This window comes from Nocardioides sp. BP30 (assembly GCF_029873215.1).
Classification (GTDB): domain Bacteria; phylum Actinomycetota; class Actinomycetes; order Propionibacteriales; family Nocardioidaceae; genus Nocardioides.
On the sequence record NZ_CP123620.1, the window covers coordinates 3,139,869 to 3,156,877 of the forward strand.

Genomic DNA, 17,009 nt, shown 5'->3' on the forward strand with positions numbered 1-17,009 from the left:
GACCCGGATGAGTGAGGACACGGGCTGTTCGGCTGCTGTTCACGAGGCGTCGGGTCAGGCCGAGGACCCCACCGCCGATGCCTGCGATGTGACGGACTCCGCCTCGACCGAGCTGGCCACCGTACGGGTGCCCATGCTGCGCGAGCTCAGCCTGCCCGTACCCGTGGTCACGGCCGAAAGACGCCTCCGCGACGTCGAGCGCGCCTTCCGCGACGACCCCGACCTGCGCGCGGTGGCCGTCACCTCCGACGACGGCACCGCGCTGCTCACGCGACTGCACCTGGAGACGATGCTCAGCGGCCGGCTGGGGTTCGGCCGGGCGCTGCTCTCGCGCGCCGCGGTCGGCGACATCGTGGCGTGGAACGGCGCACCGTTCCCGGCCGACCTGCCGTTGCGGGACGTGGCGGCGGAGATCCTCGCTCGCGGCCTGCGCGACGACGACGTCCTCATCGTCGACGGCGACCTCGAGCCGATCGGCATCGTCCCGGTGGCGGTGATCTTCCGCGAGGTCGGTCTGGTCTTCCGCCAGATCGCGCTGCGCGACCAGCTCACCGGGCTCCCGAACCGCCGCATGCTCGACGAGCGCGGTGCCGAGCTGCTCGCCACCGGCGTCGACCCGGCCCGGATGGCGGTGCTGTACGTCGACCTGGACGGCTTCAAGCAGGTCAACGACACCCTCGGCCACCAGGCGGGAGACGCACTGCTGATGGCGTTCTCCCGCCGGCTCGCGCGCGCCGTGCGTCCGCACGACCTCGCCGGGCGCCTCGGTGGCGACGAGTTCGCCGTCCTCCTGTTCGATGTCGACGAGGGCGAGGCCACCGCCGTGGCCGATCGCATCGTCGAGGTCGCCCAGCAGCCGTTCAGCCTGCACGACACCCAGCTCCAGCTCTCCGCCACGGTCGGGGTGGCGATGGGCGCCGACCTCGGCGTCGCCAGCTCGGTGCTCAGCCCGCTGGACGCACTGCTCCAGCACGCCGACGGGGCGATGCTGCACGCCAAGCGCGCCGGCAAGGCCCGCACCGGCCGGCTCAGCGCGCCGGAGGCGGCGGGGGCTCCGGAGCGGCGTGCCCTGATCCGCCTGCGCCTGCCCGAAGCGCTGCACCAGGGCCGGCTGCGGCTGCACTACCAGCCCAAGCTCGAGCTGCGTACCGGCCAGGTCACCTCGGTCGAGGCGCTGGTCCGGTGGACCGACGAGCAGCTGGGGCCGGTCTCCGCCGGTGAGCTCGTCGCGGTGGCGGAGAACACCGGGCAGATCAACGCGTTGGGCGACTGGGTCCTGCAGACCGCTTGCGCCCAGGCACGTCGCTGGCGCGACGAAGGCCGCAACTGGTCGGTCGCGATCAACGTGTCGCCTGTCCAGCTGGCCGCTCCGGGGCTGGCCGACACGGTGCTCGCCGCCATCGCTGAAACCGGGATCGGACCCGAGCTGCTGCAGATCGAGGTCACCGAGAGCAGCGCCGTCCTCGACATCGACCTGGCCAGCCAGCAGCTGCACGAGTTGCAGGCCGCCGGCGTACGGGTCCACCTGGACGACTTCGGCACGGGCTACTCCTCGCTCGCGATGCTGCGCCGGCTGCCGGTGAGCACGCTGAAGATCGACCAGAGCATCGTGGGTCGGATCGACTCGGACCGCGCCGACGCCGAGCTGGTCTCCGGCGTGATCAGCGCCGCGCACATCCTCGGGCTGACGGTGATCGCCGAGGGGGTGGAGCGCCCGAGCCAGCTGGAGCGCCTGCGCACGCTGGGCTGCGACAGCGTCCAGGGCTACCTCATCGGACGTCCTCAGCCTGCGCTCGAGCTGGACGACCCGCAGGCCTTCATCCCCGCACCGCGCTAGTCGACCTGCCGATCGGGTCCGGGTCGGCTGCCGACCAGCAGCGGGCGGGACGGTAGATTGCTGGCCCGTGAGACTCGTCGTTGCCCGCTGCCAGGTCGATTACGCCGGGCGTCTGACGGCGCACCTGCCCATGGCCACCCGGGTGCTGATGATCAAGAACGACGGATCGGTGCTCGTGCACTCCGACGGCGGCTCCTACAAGCCGCTGAACTGGATGTCACCGCCCTGCTCCTTCAAGGAGGGGGTGAGCGAGGACGGTCGCCCGGAGTGGACGGTGAGCGCGGCCAAGAGCGAGGACACGCTGCGGATCCTGATCGAGGAGATCCACCACGACTCCTCGCACGAGCTCGGGGTGGACCCTGGCCTGCAGAAGGACGGCGTCGAGAAGCACCTGCAGGAACTGCTCGCCGAGCACCCGGCCACCCTCGCGCCGGGCCTGACGCTGGTACGGCGGGAGTTCCCCACGGCGATCGGTCCGGTCGACCTGATGTGCCGCGACGCCGCCGGCCTCTCGGTCGCCGTCGAGATCAAGCGCCGTGGCGAGATCGACGGATCGTACGCGACAGGCGCCGCTAGGCATGTCGCGGTCGAGATCAAGCGCAAGGCGAACATCGACGCCGTCGAGCAACTGACCCGGTATCTGGAGTTGCTGAATCGCGATCCGTTACTGAAGCCGGTGCGCGGCATCCTGGCCGCGCAGTCGATTGCACCTCAGGCGCGAGTGTTGGCCGAGGACCGAGGGATCACCGTCGCACTCGTCGACTACGACGCCTTGCGGGGCCTGGACGACCCGACAGAGCGGCTCTTCTGAACTCACTCAACGTTTAGCAAGTCGCGCAGCACCTGCTCGTATTGAAGCCTGGAAAAGACCAGATCGAGCGACGGCTCGATTGGGTGGTATCCCGAGTCCGGCGCATCGAAGTCCTCATACGCAACCTGCCATCCGATGCGGCGCCACGCGACCGTTTCGGCAGTCATGATCAGGTCAGCGGTCATGGCGGAGCAGTTCGGATCGCCACACTCGCAGTGCATCAGGACAACGCGCCCATCCGGCATACCGAACCGCGGGTCCTTCGACTCCCCCTCGCCCAGCAACACAGCGAGCTGCCATGTCCGAATCGGATAGTCAAGATCGAGTAGAACGCTCGTACCGGACCCAGCGTGAACCATGGCATTGAACGACTTGCCGTCAACCAACCAGTCCCACACGCGGAATTCGGTCTCCTTGACCTTCCTCCGACGCCATGCGTCACGCTCAGTGCGGACCTTGATCTCGTACGCGACACCAAGCTCGTGAACGGACATGCCGCCAGTCTTCCAGAGGCGAACAACCAGGTTTTTCGGCGTCGGCGTAGCGGCGGGTAGCGACTGCATCTGAGGCGTCGAGCAGCTCACCCGCTACCTCGAACTGCTCAACCGCGACCCCCTGCTGACCGGCGGCGGTGCCGTGCGCGGCATCTTCGCCGCTCAGGCGATCAAGCCTCAGGCCCGCGTGCTGGCCGAGGACCGCGGCATCACCTGCGCGGTCGTCGACTATGACGCCCTCCGGGGCCTCGACAACGCCGAGGACCGGCTCTTCTGAGGTTATCCACAGAAGGGCGCCGTCCCCTCCCGGCCGGCGAGCAGGGCACCTAGCCTGAGGGCGGGTGATGCCCCGGGGGGAAGGGAGCAGACATGACCCCGAGCAACGCGCAGCTCGAGACGAAGCTGCGCCAGCACGACGACGAGATCGTCGCGATCTACGACATCCTGGCGGACATCGGCAGGACCATCGACGAGCACAGCGCCGCCCTCACCGGCATCCACGGAACCATCGACCACCACAGCACGATGCTCACCGAGATCCTGCGTCGGCTGCCGGAGGCCTCGTGAGGATCCACCCCGTCGCGCGAGTCGAGGAACGGGTCGCAGCGCGCAGTGCCCGGGTCTCGGGCCCGCTCAGCCTCGACGCGGTGGTCCGGACCCGCGACGTCAGCCGCACCCGGGCTCCTGCCTGACCGGACTTCGGGCGGCACCACCGACCGTCACGGTGTCGGTTTGCCGGCCCCGTCGATGGGCATGCTGCGGAGGTCGCCCCACCGGCCGCCGTATGTCCGACCTGTCAGGAGTCTCGTTGCTGCGCTCCCTCCGCATCCTCAGCCGGTCCGCCCCCCGCGCACGTCTGCCCGCCTGGTCGGCCGCCGTCGCGCTCGGGGCGACAGTCGTCCTCTCCCCCGTCGCCCCACCCGCTGCCCATGCGGCCCGGGCGTTGCCGCCGGTGGGCCGGCTCAGCGCCCCGGTCAGCACCCCGGTCGCCTCGCCGGGCGCCTCCTCCGACGCCCGCACCGTCGCCCATCCCAAGGCACCCAAGCCCAAGGGCGTCACCAAGACGCTCGTCGTCCAGCTGTACTGGAACGGCTTCCCGGCCGCCGATGACAGCGCCGCGCTGCGCTCCCGCATCCTGACCGGCCCCGCTGCCTGGTACCACACCGTCTCGCACGGCCGCTATGGCATCACCGGCTCCGTGACCCGCCCGATCAAGGTGAGCCCGATGGCCTGCGGCGAGAGCAGCCGGCTCAAGCTCAGGTACGAGCGGGTGGGGATCAAGGCCGCGAAGCGCGCCGGATACGGGCCCCGGCACTACGGCCGTGTCGTGGTGGCACTCCCCTGCCCGATCCCCAAGCACAGCGGCTTCGGCCAGATGCCCGGCAAGATGATCGTGCTCTACGAGTACCGGCAGCCGCACATCACCCCGCCGACGGCACCCGCCGGCACGACGCTGACCACCTCGACGGTCAGCTCGTCGTGGTGGATCTTCCAGGACTTCACCGCCACCTGGCCCGACGGCTACTCCGACACGGTGACCGGAGGCGGCCGGTTCATGGCTGTCGACCTGACGCCGATCCACGAGATGGGCCACAACCTCGGGCTGGACCACGCCCACCTGCTGCAGTGCCGCAAGCACGGCGTCACCACCTCCTTCGCCGGTCACTGCACGAGCGTGGAGTACGGCGACGACTACGACGCGATGGGCTCGCGCTTCGCACCCGGCAGCTTCAGCGCGCCCCGGCTCAAGAAGCTGCACTGGCTGCCCGGCAAGGTCAAGCACGTGCACAAGAGGGCGACGGTGACGCTCGCACCGCTCGAGGGCGCGAGCGGCACCCAGGCCATCACGGTGAAGGGCCGCAACGGACGGGTCTACTGGATCGAGTACCGCACGCGGACCGGCGTCGACGCGGCTCTCGACCCGGCCCAGACCGGTGTGCTGATCCACTACACCAAGCCGCACACCGCCCAGACCTGGCTGGTCGACGCCTTACCCGCAAGCGGCCGCGCGCAGAACGTCGACGCCCACGTGGTGGGCCTCGACGATCGCGACCAGGCGCAGTTGCTGCCCGGGCACTCGCTCACCACGCCCGAGGGCATCACCTTCACCACCGTCGCCCAGAGCGGGGGTGCAGCGATCGTGCGTGTGAGTCACCACAAGCACCACAAGCACCGCGGGCACCACAAGCACCAGCATCACCGGCTCTGATCGACGTTCGGCAGCCGGAGGCACCGAGGGTGCGGACGCGACGACGGCGTCCGCACCCTCGGTGCTCACCCACGCGGATCAGTCGAGGTGGTTGGCGCTCCGGATGACGTCGACGAACCCGTCCATGATCTCGGTCAGCCCGAAGTCCTTGGGGGTGTAGACCGCTGCGACCCCCATCTCCTGGAGCGCCCGACCGTCGGACTCGGGGATGATCCCTCCGACGATCACCGGTACCTCGGACATCCCGGCCTCCTCGAGCTTGGCGAGCACGTCGGGCACCAGCTCCATGTGCGACCCGGACAGGATGGAGAGGCCGATGAGGTGCACGTCCTCGGCGACAGCTGCCGAGACGATCTGCTCCGGCGTGAGCCGGATGCCCTGGTAGATCACCTCGAAGCCCGCGTCCCGGGCCCGTACGGCGATCTGCTCGGCCCCGTTGGAGTGACCGTCGAGCCCGGGCTTGCCGATCAGAACGCGCAGGCGGCCGCCGAGCTCCTCGCCGGTGGCACGAACCCGCTCACGCACCGCAGCGAGCGCCTGCCCGGCCTCACCGGCCTGGTCACCGGCCCCGACCGCTCCCTGGACCCCTGTCGGGGCCCGGAACTCGCCGAAGACGCCACGCAGCGTGGCCGCCCACTCCCCCGTCGTCGCGCCCGCGCGCGCGGCGGCCAGGGTGTAAGGCATCAGGTTCTCGGTGCCCTTGGCCGCGGCGGCGAGTGCCGCCAGCGCCTCGTCGACCTCGGCCTGGTCGCGTTCGGCCTTCCAGGCCTCGACGGAGGCCAGCGCCGCCTGTTCGGCGCGCGGGTCGGCGACCATGATGGCCTCATCCAGGTTGGCGGTCAGCGGCGAGGGCTCGGTGGTGTCGAACCGGTTGACCCCGACGATGATCTCCGAGCCCTCCTCGATGGCCGCCCGGCGACGGGCGTGGGAGGAGACCAGCTCGGACTTCATGTAGCCGGAGTCGACGGCGGCGATCGCACCGCCCATCGCCTGCACCCGGTCGATCTCCGCCTTGGCGCCCTCGACCAGCTCGCGGACCTTGGCCTCGATGACGGGCGAGCCGTCGAAGATGTCGCCGTACTCCAGGAGGTCGGACTCGAAGGCGAGCACCTGCTGCAGCCGCAGGGACCACTGCTGGTCCCAGGGCCGCGGCAACCCCAGCGCCTCGTTCCAGGCGGGGAGCTGGACCGCTCGGGCCCGCGCCTTCTTCGACAGCGTGACCGCGAGCATCTCCAGCACGATGCGCTGCACGTTGTTCTCCGGCTGCGCCTCGGTCAGGCCGAGGCTGTTCACCTGGACGCCGTAGCGGAAGCGACGCATCTTCTCGTCGGTGACGCCATAGCGCTCACGCGTGATCTCGTCCCACAGCTCGACGAAGGCGCGCATCTTGCACATCTCCTCGATGAACCGCACGCCGGCGTTGACGAAGAACGAGATCCGCCCGACCACCCGCTCGAAGTCGTCCTCGCCGACCTGGCCCGAGGCCTTCACCTGGTCGAGCACGGCGATGGCGGTGCACATCGCGTAGGCGATCTCCTGGACCGGCGTCGCGCCGGCCTCCTGCAGGTGATAGCTGCAGATGTTGATCGGGTTCCACTTCGGGATCTGGTGGACGGTGTAGGCGATCATGTCGCTGATCAGCCGCAGGGAGTGCTCGGGGCCGAAGACGTAGGTCCCGCGGGAGAGGTACTCCTTGATGATGTCGTTCTGGGTGGTGCCGGCCAGCTGGGCCGCGACCTGCTCCGGCGAGAGATCGGGGTTCTGCTCCTCGGCGACGACCTGGTACAGCGCCAGCAGCCACATCGCCGTCGCGTTGATGGTCATCGAGGTGTTCATCTCGGTGAGCGGGATCTGGTCGAACAGCTTGCGCATCTCGCCGAGGTGCGGGATCGGCACACCGACCTTGCCGACCTCACCCTTCGCGAGCGGGCTGTCGGGGTCGTAGCCGGTCTGGGTGGGCAGGTCGAAGGCCACGCTCAGGCCGGTCTGACCCTTGGCCAGGTTGGTCCGGTACAGGGCGTTCGACGCCTCGGCTGTGGAGTGGCCGGCGTAGGTCCTCATCACCCACGGACGATCCTTGGGCGCGCGCTCCGGGGTGGGCTTCTCGCTGCTCATGAAACGGAGACTAGGCCCTTCCTTACCGGCTGGTAACCCTGCGCGATGTGGAAAATGCCACTCCGCCGACCGCGAGGCTCAGCCGCCACCGGTGTGCGTGGGCTTCGTGGCCGTCGGACGGGTCAGGCTCGCCCGCAGCGCCGCCGTCACCGCTCCGAGTGCCTCCTGTGCCGAGAGCCCGGCAAGGTCGGCACGCAGCGCGACCAGCCGGCGGATGAGGGCCGCCGGCTCGCCCAGGGCGACGGCATGCCGCGGACGGAGCCGCCCGTGCGCCTTCCACAGCGGCTCGAGCAGCACGAGCTCCTCCACCGCCGCCTCGTAACGGCGCCGCGCGGGGGCGACGCCCTCCTCCGCGCGCAGCGCGTCCCGGAGCTCCTTGAGCGCGATCAGGGCATCGCCGCGACGCCGGCGGTAGACGTCCCGGCTGCGCACCGGCAGGACCAGCCAGGAGGCCAGCACCCCGATCACCGCGCCGAGCGCGACCCCGATCAGTCGCTGACCCAGCTCACCGGCGCCGCCGATCCCGACGTACCCGTGGAGCAGGGCGACCATCGCCGTGACCCCCGCCGCCCACCAGGCGTAGCTGCGCTGGCGCGCCCACAGCGCCGCAGCCATCACGGCGAACAGCAGCACGATCGCCCACCGGTCGCCGGCGACGAATCGACCGGCGATCACGGTGGCGAGTCCGGTCCCCACCAGCGCCCCGACCAGCCGCAGCACGCCCTTGTGCAGGACGTCGCCGCGACCGCGGTTGCCGCTGCACACCACGTAGCAGGACAGCACCAGCCACGGCCAGTGCTCCGGCATCAGCCACCGGCCGAGGCCGTAGGAGACGGCCAGACCGACGGCGAGCTGGGCAGCCATCCGCGTGCTGGCCCGACCCGACCGGGCCGCGGTGTCTGATCCGTGGTCCTCGGGCGGTGCCGGCAGGAAGCCGATCCCCCAGGCGAGCAGATGCACCGCCACCACCCAGCCGAACGCCACCATCGCGAACACGGCCGGCCACCAGGTGCTGGCGGTGCCCGCATCGACGGGGACGGGCACCACCAGCAGCGCGATGAACGGCAGGCTGACCAGCGTGCCCAGCCGGGTCCACCAGCTGCCGAAGCGTCGCAGGTACACCGCCCCGGACAGCACCAGGACGAACGCCACGCCACCGAGGACCGGGTGGCGGACCAGCAGCCGGCCGACCTCGGTCGCGAGCAGGGCGATCAGCGGCAGCGTCGCGATCCTCAGGAGGTACGGCGCCGCCGCGCGCGGCCGCTCCCTGCTCACCACCCGCGCCAGCGTCACCGCGAGCACCGTCGCGAGGACGACGACGTCGAGGTGGAGCCCCCGGGCCACCTCGAGGCGCCAGGCGGTGAGCCAGGTGCCGAGGACCGCGAGCATCGCGACGGCCGGAGCGCGCCAGGAGGTGGTCGACATGGTGCCTCCCATTCTGCGCGTCCTAGAGTCGGCACATGGTCAACCTCACCAGGATCTACACCCGCACCGGCGACGCCGGCACCACCCGGCTCGGCGACATGAGCGAGACCAGCAAGACCGACCCTCGGCTGGCGGCCTACGCCGACGTCGACGAGGCCAACTCCGCCATCGGCGTCGCGATCGCGATGGGCTCCCTGGACGAGCGCGTGGTCGCCGACCTGTCCCGGATCCAGAACGACCTGTTCGACGTCGGCGCCGACTTCTCCACGCCGGTCGTCGCCGAGCCCGCGTTCCCGCCGCTGCGGGTCGAGCAGGAGTACGTCGACCGGCTCGAGCGGCTGTGCGACGACTACAACGCCGACCTGCCGGCGCTGCGCAGCTTCATCCTGCCCGGCGGCACCGCGGGGGCGGCGTACCTGCACGTCGCCCGCACGGTGGTCCGCCGGGCCGAGCGCTCTGCCTGGGCCGCCTACGAGGCGCACGGCGAGACGATGAACCGGTTGGCGATCACCTACCTCAACCGGCTCTCGGACCTGCTGTTCATCCTCGCTCGGCACGCGAACCGCCAGCCCGGCGACGTCCTGTGGGTGCCGGGCGGCGAGCGGGGCGAGTGACCCGCGGCGATCAGCCGGTCAGGTCAGCCGCGTCGACGGGCCCGCGCTGCGGACGCGCCGCCAGCACGCTGAAGGCAGCGGGCACCATCAGCGCCGCGACGACCAGCAGCGCCTGCAACGTCCCGATCCGGTCGCCGATCGCGCCGAGGAACGGCGGCCCGATCAGGAACGCGCCGTAGCCGATGGTCGAGACGACACTGACCCGGGCCGCCGCGCGGCGCGGGTCGTCGGCGGCGGCACTCATCCCGACCGGGAAGCCCAGGGAGGCGCCCAGGCCCCAGATCACGATGCCGACGGCCGCTACCGCCAGGTGGGCGCCGTAGACGGTGAGCAGCACGCCGACGAGTCCGGCGACGGTGCACGCCCAGAGGACAGGTGCGCGGCCGAACCGGTCGAGCGCCACCGGGCCGACGAAGCGCCCCGTCGTCATCGCGACCACGAACAGCGAGAAGCCGGCCACGCCGACCCAGTGCGGTACGTCGTACCCATCGATCAGCCCGAGGGACAGCCAGTCGTTCGCCGAGCCCTCGACGGCGGCGAAGGCCAGCACCATCACCCCGACCAGCAGGGTGCGCGGCTCGCGCCAGGCCGAGGCGCGTCGCTCGCCGGGCACCGTCGGATCGGGCGCATGGGTCTGCACGGGGAGGAAGGCGCCACAGGCCGCGAGGACACCGCCGTACGCCGGCACGCCGACCACGAGGAGGTGGACCACGGCCGGGACGCCCAGCGCCGCCATCGGAATGCCGATCCCGCTCCCGGCGATCGACCCCATGCTCCAGGCGGCGTGGAACCGCGGCATGATCGTGCGCCCGAGCCGCCGCTCGACCTCGGCGCCCTCGACGTTCATCGCGACGTCCCAGGCGCTCAGGCCCATGCCCTCCGAGAGCATGCCGAGCGCCGCCAGCGGGACCCAGCCGACCACTGTCGCCCCGAGAGCGGCCACGACCACTCCCGCGGCGACGCCGACGGCGGCCACTCGCACGACGGTGGCGGCACCGAAGCGCTCGATCAGCCGACCGGAGAACGGCAGCATCACCAGGCTGCCCACGGAGGCGGACAGGAGCAGGAGTCCCAGCTGAGCGTTGCTCAGCTCGAGTGCCGAGCGTACGTCGGGCAGCCGGGAGACCAGCGAGGCGAAGAGGAACCCGTTGAGGGCGAAGGCCGCCACCACGGCGTTGCGGCTCCGGAGGGGCGAGGGGGTGACGCTCAGCGCGACCAGTCCGTTCCGGGATGGCGGGACTCCAGCCATGCCTGGAACCCGATCAGCGACTGCGGGGCCATGGCCAGCTCGACGAGGGCACCGTCCAGGGTGCGGCACTCGACCACGAGGTGGTCGGGGTAGAGCGCGAGCTCCTCACCGCCCTGCGGGATCCTGCTGGCCGCATAGACCAGGCCGGTTCGCTCCCAGGTCCGCTTGGGCACCGGGGCGAGCGAGAAGACCCTGAACCACTCGAGCGTGGAGCCGGAGTAGCGGCCGACGCCGAGGAGCCAACCGCGCCCGGGGCTGGTCGCCCGGGCGCGGTAGCTCAGCTCGAAGGTGCCGCCGTGACGGCTGATGATCCGGCGACGGATCATCAGCGCCACCACGAGGACCAGGAAGAGTGCGAGCACGACGCTGAGGGGCGTCAGCACCCACTCCCACCAGGTCATGAAGGTATCAGCGAGCCTTCTCGACAGCGCGGATACGTGCCTCGGCGCGACGAATGCGCTGCTCGGCCTCGTCGTCGCTCCCGATCAGGCCCTGGGCCTTCTCCAGCTCGGTACGAGCCGCGTCGACGTCGATCTCCTCGGCGAGCAGCACGTGTGCCGAGAGCACCGAGACCCGGTCGTTCGCGACCGAGATGAAGCCACCGTCGGCGGAGGCGACGACCACCGGGCCGTCGACCGGGCTGATCTCGACCACGGCGTCGGTGAGCACCGACAGCATCGGCGCGTGACCCCGCAGGACACCGACGTCACCCTCGATCGTGCGGGCGATGACCATGGTGGCCTCGCCGCTCCAGACCACCCGGTCCGCCGCGACGAGCTCCACCTGCAGGTTCTCGGCCATGACTCAGAGGTTCTTCTGGATGTCGGCCCAGTTGCGCTCGACGTCGTCGAGGCCACCGCACATGAAGAACGCCTGCTCGGCCACGTGGTCGAACTCGCCGTCGCAGATCTTGTTGAACGCCTCGATGGTGTCGCCGATCGGGACCGTCGAGCCCTCGATGCCGGTGAACTGCTTGGCCACGTAGGTGTTCTGCGACAGGAAGCGCTGGATGCGGCGCGCCCGCAGCACGACGATCTTGTCCTCCTCGGACAGCTCGTCGACACCGAGGATCGCGATGATGTCCTGGAGCTCCTTGTTGCGCTGCAGGATCTGCTTCACCCGGATCGCCGCGTCGTAGTGCGCCTGACCGATGTACTGCGGGTCGAGGATGCGCGACGTCGAGGTCAGCGGGTCCACGGCCGGGTAGATACCCAGCGAGGCGATCTCGCGCGAGAGCTCGGTGGTGGCATCGAGGTGCGCGAAGGTCGTCGCCGGAGCCGGGTCGGTGTAGTCGTCGGCCGGCACGTAGATCGCCTGCATCGAGGTGATCGAGTGACCGCGCGTCGAGGTGATGCGCTCCTGCAGGGTGCCCATCTCGTCGGCGAGGTTCGGCTGGTAGCCCACCGCGGACGGCATCCGGCCGAGCAGGGTCGAGACCTCGGAGCCGGCCTGGGTGAAGCGGAAGATGTTGTCGATGAACAGCAGCACGTCCTGCTTCTGCACGTCGCGGAAGTACTCCGCCATCGTCAGGGCCGAGAGCGCCACCCGCAGACGCGTGCCCGGCGGCTCGTCCATCTGGCCGAAGACCAGGGCGGTCTGGCCGAAGACGCCCGCGTCCTGCATCTCGTGGATCAGGTCGTTGCCCTCGCGGGTGCGCTCGCCGACGCCGGCGAACACCGACACACCACCGTGGTTGCGGGCCACACGCGCGATCATCTCCTGGATCAGCACGGTCTTGCCCACGCCGGCACCGCCGAACAGGCCGATCTTGCCGCCGGTGACGTACGGGGTCAGCAGGTCGATGACCTTGATGCCGGTCTCGAACATCTGGGTCTTGGCCTCGAGCTGGTCGAAGGCCGGCGCCTTGCGGTGGATGCCCCAGCGCTCGTTGACCTCGACGGTCTGGCCCGGCTCCAGGTTGAGGATGTCACCGGTGGCGTTGAAGACCTTGCCGAGGGTGACGTCGCCGACCGGGACGCTGATCGGGCCGCCGGTGTTGTGCACCGCACCGCCGCGGACCATGCCGTCGGTGGGCTTCAGCGAGATGGCGCGCACGACGCCGTCACCGATGTGCTGGGCCACCTCGAGCGGAAGGGTGGTGGTCTCGTCACCGAGGGTGACCTCGGTCTCGAGCTTGTTGTAGATGTCCGGCATCGCGTCGACGGGGAACTCCACGTCGACGACCGGGCCGATGACGCGGACGATGCGCCCCGTCGCGGTCTGGGTCTCGTCAACCGTTGCGGTCATGGTGATTCGGTTTCCTTCTCGAGGGGTCTCAGTCGTTGGCAGCGTTGGCGTCGGCGAGGGCGTTGACGCCACCGACGATCTCGCTGATCTCCTGGGTGATGCCGGCCTGGCGAGCCTGGTTCGCGATCCGGGTGTACTTCTTGATCAGCTCCTGGGCGTTGTCGGTCGCCGACTTCATCGCCTTCTGGCGCGCGGCGAGCTCCGACGCGGCGGCCTGCAGCATGGCGAACCAGATCCGGCTCACGACGTACTGCGGGAGCAGCGAGTCCAGCACCTGCTCGGCGCTGGGCTCGAACTCGTAGAGCGGCAGCACGTCACCGGGCTCGGGAGCGCTCTCGCCCTCCACAACCTCCAGCGGCAGCAGGCGCACGGCCTGCGGCTTCTGCACCAGCATGGACTGGAAGCGGGTCGAGACCAGGTGCACCTCGTGCACGCCGTCGGCCCCCTGGTCCTGACCGGCGAGGAACGCCTCGATCAGCGTCTCGCCGATCTCGCGGGCCACCTCGTAGGTCGGCTGGTCCGAGCCGCCGGTCCAGGACCGGACGACCGGGCGGTTGCGGAACTTGTAGAACGCCTCGGCCTTGCGACCGAACACGTACAGGTCCACCTTCTTGCCCTGCCCCCGCAGCTTCTCCACCAGGCCCTCGGCTTCGCGCAGGACGTTGGCGGCGTACGCCCCGGCCAGGCCGCGGTCGCTCGCGATGACGAGGACGGCGGCCCGGTCCGGTGAGGTCGGCTCGCTGGTCAGGGCGTGGTCGACGTTGGAGTACGTCGCCACCGCCGAGACCGCGCGGGTGAGCTCGCGGGCGTACGGCGCGGCCGCATTGGCCCGCTGCTGCGCCTTGATGATGCGCGACGCAGCAATGAGCTCCATGGCGCGCGTGATCTTCTTCATCGACTCGGTCGATTTGATCCGCGCGCGGTACTCACGCAGCGATACGGCCATGCTCAGGCTCGCTTCTGCTTGACGATCTGCTCCTGCTCGACATCGCCGTCCTCGAGCGCCTCCGCACGAGAGGAACCCGACTTGATCGACTCGCCGTCGGAGGTCTCGAACTGGTCCAGGAAGGAGTCGTAGGCGCTGGCGAGCTGGGACTCGGTGGAGTCCTCGAACTTCAGCGACTCACGGATCCCCGCCAGGATGCCCTCGTGCGAGAGGCGCAGGTAGTCTAGGAACTCCTGCTCGAACTTGAGGACGTCCGAGACCGGCAGCTTGTCCAGGCGACCACTGGTGCCCAGCCACAGCGAGACGGTCATCGCGTCGATCGGGTACGGCGAGTACGCCGGCTGCTTGAGCAGCGCCATCAGGCGCTGACCGCGGGCGAGCTGCTGCTTGGAGGCGGCGTCGAGGTCCGAGGCGAACATCGCGAAGGCCTCCATGGCGCGGTACTGCGCCAGCTCGACCTTGAGCGAGCCCGTGACGGCCTTGAGCGCCTTGGTCATGGCCGCACCACCGACGCGGGACACCGACACGCCGACGTCCACGGCGGGGCGCTGGTTGGCGGCGAACAAGTCGGACTGCAAGAAGATCTGGCCGTCGGTGATGGAGATGACGTTGGTCGGGATGAACGCCGAGACGTCGTTGGCCTTGGTCTCGATGATCGGCAGGCCCGTCATCGAGCCGGCGCCCATGTCGTCGGACAGCTTGGCGCAACGCTCGAGCAGACGGCTGTGCAGGTAGAAGACGTCACCCGGGTAGGCCTCACGGCCCGGCGGACGGCGCAGCAGCAGCGACACCGCGCGGTAGGCCTCGGCCTGCTTGGTCAGGTCGTCGAAGACGATCAGGACGTGCTTGCCCTCGTACATCCAGTGCTGGCCGATGGCCGAGCCGGTGTAGGGGGCCAGGTACTTGAAGCCCGCCGAGTCCGAGGCCGGGGCCGCGACGATCGTGGTGTACTCCAGCGCACCGGCCTCCTCCAGGGCACCGCGCACGGAGGCGATGGTGGAGCCCTTCTGACCGATCGCGACGTAGATGCAGCGGACCTGCTTGGACGGGTCGCCGGTCTCCCAGTTCTGCTTCTGATTGATGATCGTGTCGATCGCGATCGTGGTCTTGCCGGTGGCGCGGTCGCCGATGATCAGCTGACGCTGACCGCGACCGATGGGGGTCATCGCGTCGATCGCCTTGATGCCGGTGGCGAGCGGCTCGTGCACCGACTTGCGCTGCATCACGTCGGGGGCCTGCAGCTCGAGGGCGCGGCGTCCGACGGTGGCGATCTCGCCGAGGCCGTCGATCGCGTTGCCGAGCGGGTCCACGACGCGGCCGAGGTAGCCGTCGCCGACCGGGACCGAGAGGACCTCGCCCGTACGGCGGACCGTCTGGCCCTCCTCGATCTTGTCGAAGTCACCCAGGATGACGACGCCGATCTCGCGGGTGTCGAGGTTCAGGGCGATGCCCAGGGTGCCGTCCTCGAACTGCAGCAGCTCGTTCGCCATCGCCGAGGGCAGGCCGGCGACGCGGGCGATGCCGTCAGCGGTCTGGGCGACCGTGCCGACCTCCTCGGTCTTGGCGGCCTCCGGCTGGTAGTCGGCGACGTACTTCGCCAGCGCGTCGCGGATCTCCTCCGGACGGATGGTCAGCTCCGTCATCTCAGGTGCCTTCTCTCTCGTTCTCTCTAAGTCTGGTGCGTGCTGGGGCCGGGTCAGCCGGCCAGGGCGCGGCGGGCGTCGTCGAGACGGCTGGCCACGGTGCCGTCGATGACATCGTCACCGATCTCCACCTTGATGCCGCCGATGACGGAGGGGTCGACCAGCACGTTCAGGTGCACGGGGCGACCGTAGTGCCGCTCGAGCGCGGCGGCGAGACGACTCGTCTCCGCCTCGCTGAGCTGCTTGGCGACGCGAACGGTCGCGACGCCCTCGTTGTGGGCCGCCGCGGCGACCTTCTCGTACTCGCCCAACGCCACCGACACGGTGCGGTAGGTGCCGGCGAGCGACTGCTTGGCCAGCGCGACGGTGGCCGGGAGGGCCTTGCCGTCGAGGAGGGAGTCGAGCAGGGCGGCCTTGTCGTCGGCCGACCGGCTGGGGTCGGACAGTGCGTCGCGCAGCTCCGGGTTCTGCTGCACCACCTGGCCGAGCTCGAAGAGCTCGTCGGCGAGCCGCTTGGCCTCGGTACCGGCCGAGCGGACCAGAGCGAGCTCGCTGAGGTGCTCCAGCGCGTCCGCGAGGTCGCCCGCGTGCGTCCAGCGCCGCGTGGCGGCGGCGCTGAGCACCTGCAGTGCACCCGCGGCGACCTTGCCGCCGAAGATCTGCTGCACCAGGCCGGACTTGGCCTCCTCCGGGACCGACTGATCGGTGAGGAACCGGCGCAGCGCCGCCTCACCGCGCAGGGTCTGCGAGGCCGAGAACAGCGAGTCCGCGACCTCGGCGGCGGCCGAGGCCCCCGAGCCGGAGACGACGGTCTCCAGCTCGGAGGTCAGGCTCGCGACGGCGTCCGCGGAGGCACCACGCACGTCCATCAGTTCACCCCGGACTCGAGGTCGGCGAGGAACCGCTCGACGACACGGCTCTGCCGCACGTCGTCCTCCAGGCTCTCGCCCACGATCCGACCGGCGAGGCCGGTCGCGAGCGTGCCGACCTCGGCGCGCAGCGCTGTGACAGCCTGCTGGCGCTCGGCCTCGATCTGGGTCTTGCCGTGCTCGACGATGCGGTCCGCCTCGGCCTGTGCCTGCTCGCGCATCTCCGCGACGATCTGGGCACCCTGGGCGCGCGCGTCCTCCCGGATGCGCGCCGCCTCGTGACGCGCCTCGGCGAGCTGCTGCTCGAGCTCGGCGAGCTTGGCGTCGGCCTCGGCCTGCTTGCTCTCCGCAGCGGCCAGCCCGCCCTCGATCGCCGTGGCGCGCTCGTTGAAGGTCTGCTCGAAGCGCGGCGTCACGTACTTCCAGATGAGGAAGAGCAGGATGCCGAACACCACGAGGGCGAGCACGAACTCCACCCACACGAAGCCGAGGGGGTTCTCGCTCTCCTTCTCAGCGGCGACGATCAACATTGAATTCATCTACCTGACCT

16 protein-coding genes and 1 pseudogene are annotated in these 17,009 nt (G+C 70.2%); 6 read left to right on the forward strand and 11 right to left on the reverse strand.

Going from position 1 to position 17,009, the window contains the following annotated elements:
- Nucleotides 1-7 precede the first annotated feature (7 nt).
- A complete protein-coding gene (locus tag P5P86_RS14820; protein WP_280608218.1) occupies nt 8-1,837 on the forward strand; it encodes a putative bifunctional diguanylate cyclase/phosphodiesterase in 1,830 nt (609 codons plus the stop codon).
- 67 nt (nt 1,838-1,904) lie between these two features.
- On the forward strand, nt 1,905-2,648 hold the full coding sequence (nucS, locus tag P5P86_RS14825; protein ID WP_280608219.1) for an endonuclease NucS: 744 nt from the start codon (nt 1,905-1,907) through the stop codon (nt 2,646-2,648).
- A 2-nt stretch (nt 2,649-2,650) separates the two neighbouring features.
- Here the strand turns inward: nucS and P5P86_RS14830 are convergent, their stop codons facing one another.
- A complete protein-coding gene (locus tag P5P86_RS14830) occupies nt 2,651-3,142 on the reverse strand; it encodes a hypothetical protein (protein WP_280608220.1) in 492 nt (163 codons plus the stop codon).
- A gap of 73 nt (nt 3,143-3,215) precedes the next feature.
- Between P5P86_RS14830 and P5P86_RS14835 the strand changes: the two are divergent.
- The 3 genes and pseudogenes from P5P86_RS14835 to P5P86_RS14845 all read left to right on the forward strand — a co-directional run.
- Nucleotides 3,216-3,419: pseudogene (locus P5P86_RS14835) on the forward strand (endonuclease NucS domain-containing protein); the annotation flags it as partial.
- A gap of 92 nt (nt 3,420-3,511) precedes the next feature.
- The gene (locus tag P5P86_RS14840; protein ID WP_280608221.1) at nt 3,512-3,709 is read left to right on the forward strand and encodes a hypothetical protein; all 198 of its coding nucleotides are present in this window, start codon (nt 3,512-3,514) and stop codon (nt 3,707-3,709) included.
- 241 nt (nt 3,710-3,950) lie between these two features.
- On the forward strand, nt 3,951-5,351 hold the full coding sequence (locus P5P86_RS14845) for a metallopeptidase domain-containing protein (protein ID WP_280608222.1): 1,401 nt from the start codon (nt 3,951-3,953) through the stop codon (nt 5,349-5,351).
- 78 nt (nt 5,352-5,429) lie between these two features.
- Here P5P86_RS14845 and P5P86_RS14850 read toward each other — a convergent pair whose 3' ends face one another.
- On the reverse strand, nt 5,430-7,466 hold the full coding sequence (locus P5P86_RS14850) for an ethylmalonyl-CoA mutase (RefSeq protein ID WP_280608223.1): 2,037 nt from the start codon (nt 7,464-7,466) through the stop codon (nt 5,430-5,432).
- A gap of 78 nt (nt 7,467-7,544) precedes the next feature.
- Nucleotides 7,545-8,891, reverse strand: coding sequence for an FUSC family protein (locus P5P86_RS14855; protein WP_280608224.1), 1,347 nt, complete (start codon nt 8,889-8,891; stop codon nt 7,545-7,547).
- A 35-nt stretch (nt 8,892-8,926) separates the two neighbouring features.
- Between P5P86_RS14855 and P5P86_RS14860 the strand changes: the two genes are divergently transcribed.
- Nucleotides 8,927-9,505: a cob(I)yrinic acid a,c-diamide adenosyltransferase gene (locus P5P86_RS14860; RefSeq protein WP_280608225.1), complete on the forward strand. Its 579-nt coding sequence runs from the start codon at nt 8,927-8,929 to the stop codon at nt 9,503-9,505.
- A gap of 10 nt (nt 9,506-9,515) precedes the next feature.
- Here P5P86_RS14860 and P5P86_RS14865 read toward each other — a convergent pair whose 3' ends face one another.
- The 8 genes from P5P86_RS14865 to P5P86_RS14900 are packed head-to-tail and all read right to left on the reverse strand — an operon-like array spanning nt 9,516 to nt 16,989.
- The gene (locus tag P5P86_RS14865; RefSeq protein ID WP_280608226.1) at nt 9,516-10,754 is read right to left on the reverse strand and encodes an MFS transporter; all 1,239 of its coding nucleotides are present in this window, start codon (nt 10,752-10,754) and stop codon (nt 9,516-9,518) included.
- Nucleotides 10,712-11,155, reverse strand: coding sequence for a DUF2550 domain-containing protein (locus P5P86_RS14870; protein ID WP_280608227.1), 444 nt, complete (start codon nt 11,153-11,155; stop codon nt 10,712-10,714). The genes P5P86_RS14865 and P5P86_RS14870 overlap by 43 nt, the downstream gene beginning before the upstream one ends.
- A gap of 7 nt (nt 11,156-11,162) precedes the next feature.
- Complete coding sequence (locus tag P5P86_RS14875; RefSeq protein ID WP_280608228.1) at nt 11,163-11,555, reverse strand: F0F1 ATP synthase subunit epsilon; 393 nt, start codon at nt 11,553-11,555, stop codon at nt 11,163-11,165.
- A 3-nt stretch (nt 11,556-11,558) separates the two neighbouring features.
- Nucleotides 11,559-13,001, reverse strand: a complete 1,443-nt coding sequence (gene atpD, locus P5P86_RS14880; RefSeq protein WP_280608229.1) for a F0F1 ATP synthase subunit beta — start codon at nt 12,999-13,001, stop codon at nt 11,559-11,561.
- A gap of 28 nt (nt 13,002-13,029) precedes the next feature.
- On the reverse strand, nt 13,030-13,947 hold the full coding sequence (locus tag P5P86_RS14885; RefSeq protein WP_280608230.1) for a F0F1 ATP synthase subunit gamma: 918 nt from the start codon (nt 13,945-13,947) through the stop codon (nt 13,030-13,032).
- Between the two features lie 2 nt (nt 13,948-13,949).
- Nucleotides 13,950-15,590 carry a F0F1 ATP synthase subunit alpha gene (gene atpA / locus P5P86_RS14890; RefSeq protein WP_280608231.1) on the reverse strand — a complete coding sequence of 547 codons (1,641 nt, stop codon included), beginning with the start codon at nt 15,588-15,590 and terminating at the stop codon, nt 13,950-13,952.
- Nucleotides 15,591-15,643: 53 nt separating this feature from the next.
- Complete coding sequence (locus P5P86_RS14895) at nt 15,644-16,459, reverse strand: F0F1 ATP synthase subunit delta (RefSeq protein WP_280608232.1); 816 nt, start codon at nt 16,457-16,459, stop codon at nt 15,644-15,646.
- On the reverse strand, nt 16,459-16,989 hold the full coding sequence (locus P5P86_RS14900; RefSeq protein ID WP_280608233.1) for a F0F1 ATP synthase subunit B: 531 nt from the start codon (nt 16,987-16,989) through the stop codon (nt 16,459-16,461). The genes P5P86_RS14895 and P5P86_RS14900 overlap by 1 nt, the downstream gene beginning before the upstream one ends.
- Between the last annotated feature and the right edge of the window lie 20 nt (nt 16,990-17,009).

What these genes read in the sequence shown, in the direction of transcription:
- P5P86_RS14820 (WP_280608218.1), top strand. Translation starts at nt 8, where the DNA reads ATGAGTGAGGACACGGGCTGTTCGGCTGCTGTTCACGAGGCGTCGGGT.
- P5P86_RS14850 (WP_280608223.1), bottom strand. Translation starts at nt 7,466, where the DNA reads ATGAGCAGCGAGAAGCCCACCCCGGAGCGCGCGCCCAAGGATCGTCCG.
- P5P86_RS14885 (WP_280608230.1), bottom strand. Translation starts at nt 13,947, where the DNA reads ATGGCCGTATCGCTGCGTGAGTACCGCGCGCGGATCAAATCGACCGAG.
- P5P86_RS14860 (WP_280608225.1), top strand. Translation starts at nt 8,927, where the DNA reads ATGGTCAACCTCACCAGGATCTACACCCGCACCGGCGACGCCGGCACC.
- P5P86_RS14865 (WP_280608226.1), bottom strand. Translation starts at nt 10,754, where the DNA reads ATGGCTGGAGTCCCGCCATCCCGGAACGGACTGGTCGCGCTGAGCGTC.
- atpD (WP_280608229.1), bottom strand. Translation starts at nt 13,001, where the DNA reads ATGACCGCAACGGTTGACGAGACCCAGACCGCGACGGGGCGCATCGTC.
- P5P86_RS14855 (WP_280608224.1), bottom strand. Translation starts at nt 8,891, where the DNA reads ATGTCGACCACCTCCTGGCGCGCTCCGGCCGTCGCGATGCTCGCGGTC.
- P5P86_RS14830 (WP_280608220.1), bottom strand. Translation starts at nt 3,142, where the DNA reads ATGTCCGTTCACGAGCTTGGTGTCGCGTACGAGATCAAGGTCCGCACT.
- atpA (WP_280608231.1), bottom strand. Translation starts at nt 15,590, where the DNA reads ATGACGGAGCTGACCATCCGTCCGGAGGAGATCCGCGACGCGCTGGCG.
- P5P86_RS14870 (WP_280608227.1), bottom strand. Translation starts at nt 11,155, where the DNA reads ATGACCTGGTGGGAGTGGGTGCTGACGCCCCTCAGCGTCGTGCTCGCA.
- P5P86_RS14875 (WP_280608228.1), bottom strand. Translation starts at nt 11,555, where the DNA reads ATGGCCGAGAACCTGCAGGTGGAGCTCGTCGCGGCGGACCGGGTGGTC.
- P5P86_RS14900 (WP_280608233.1), bottom strand. Translation starts at nt 16,989, where the DNA reads ATGTTGATCGTCGCCGCTGAGAAGGAGAGCGAGAACCCCCTCGGCTTC.
- P5P86_RS14840 (WP_280608221.1), top strand. Translation starts at nt 3,512, where the DNA reads ATGACCCCGAGCAACGCGCAGCTCGAGACGAAGCTGCGCCAGCACGAC.
- P5P86_RS14895 (WP_280608232.1), bottom strand. Translation starts at nt 16,459, where the DNA reads ATGGACGTGCGTGGTGCCTCCGCGGACGCCGTCGCGAGCCTGACCTCC.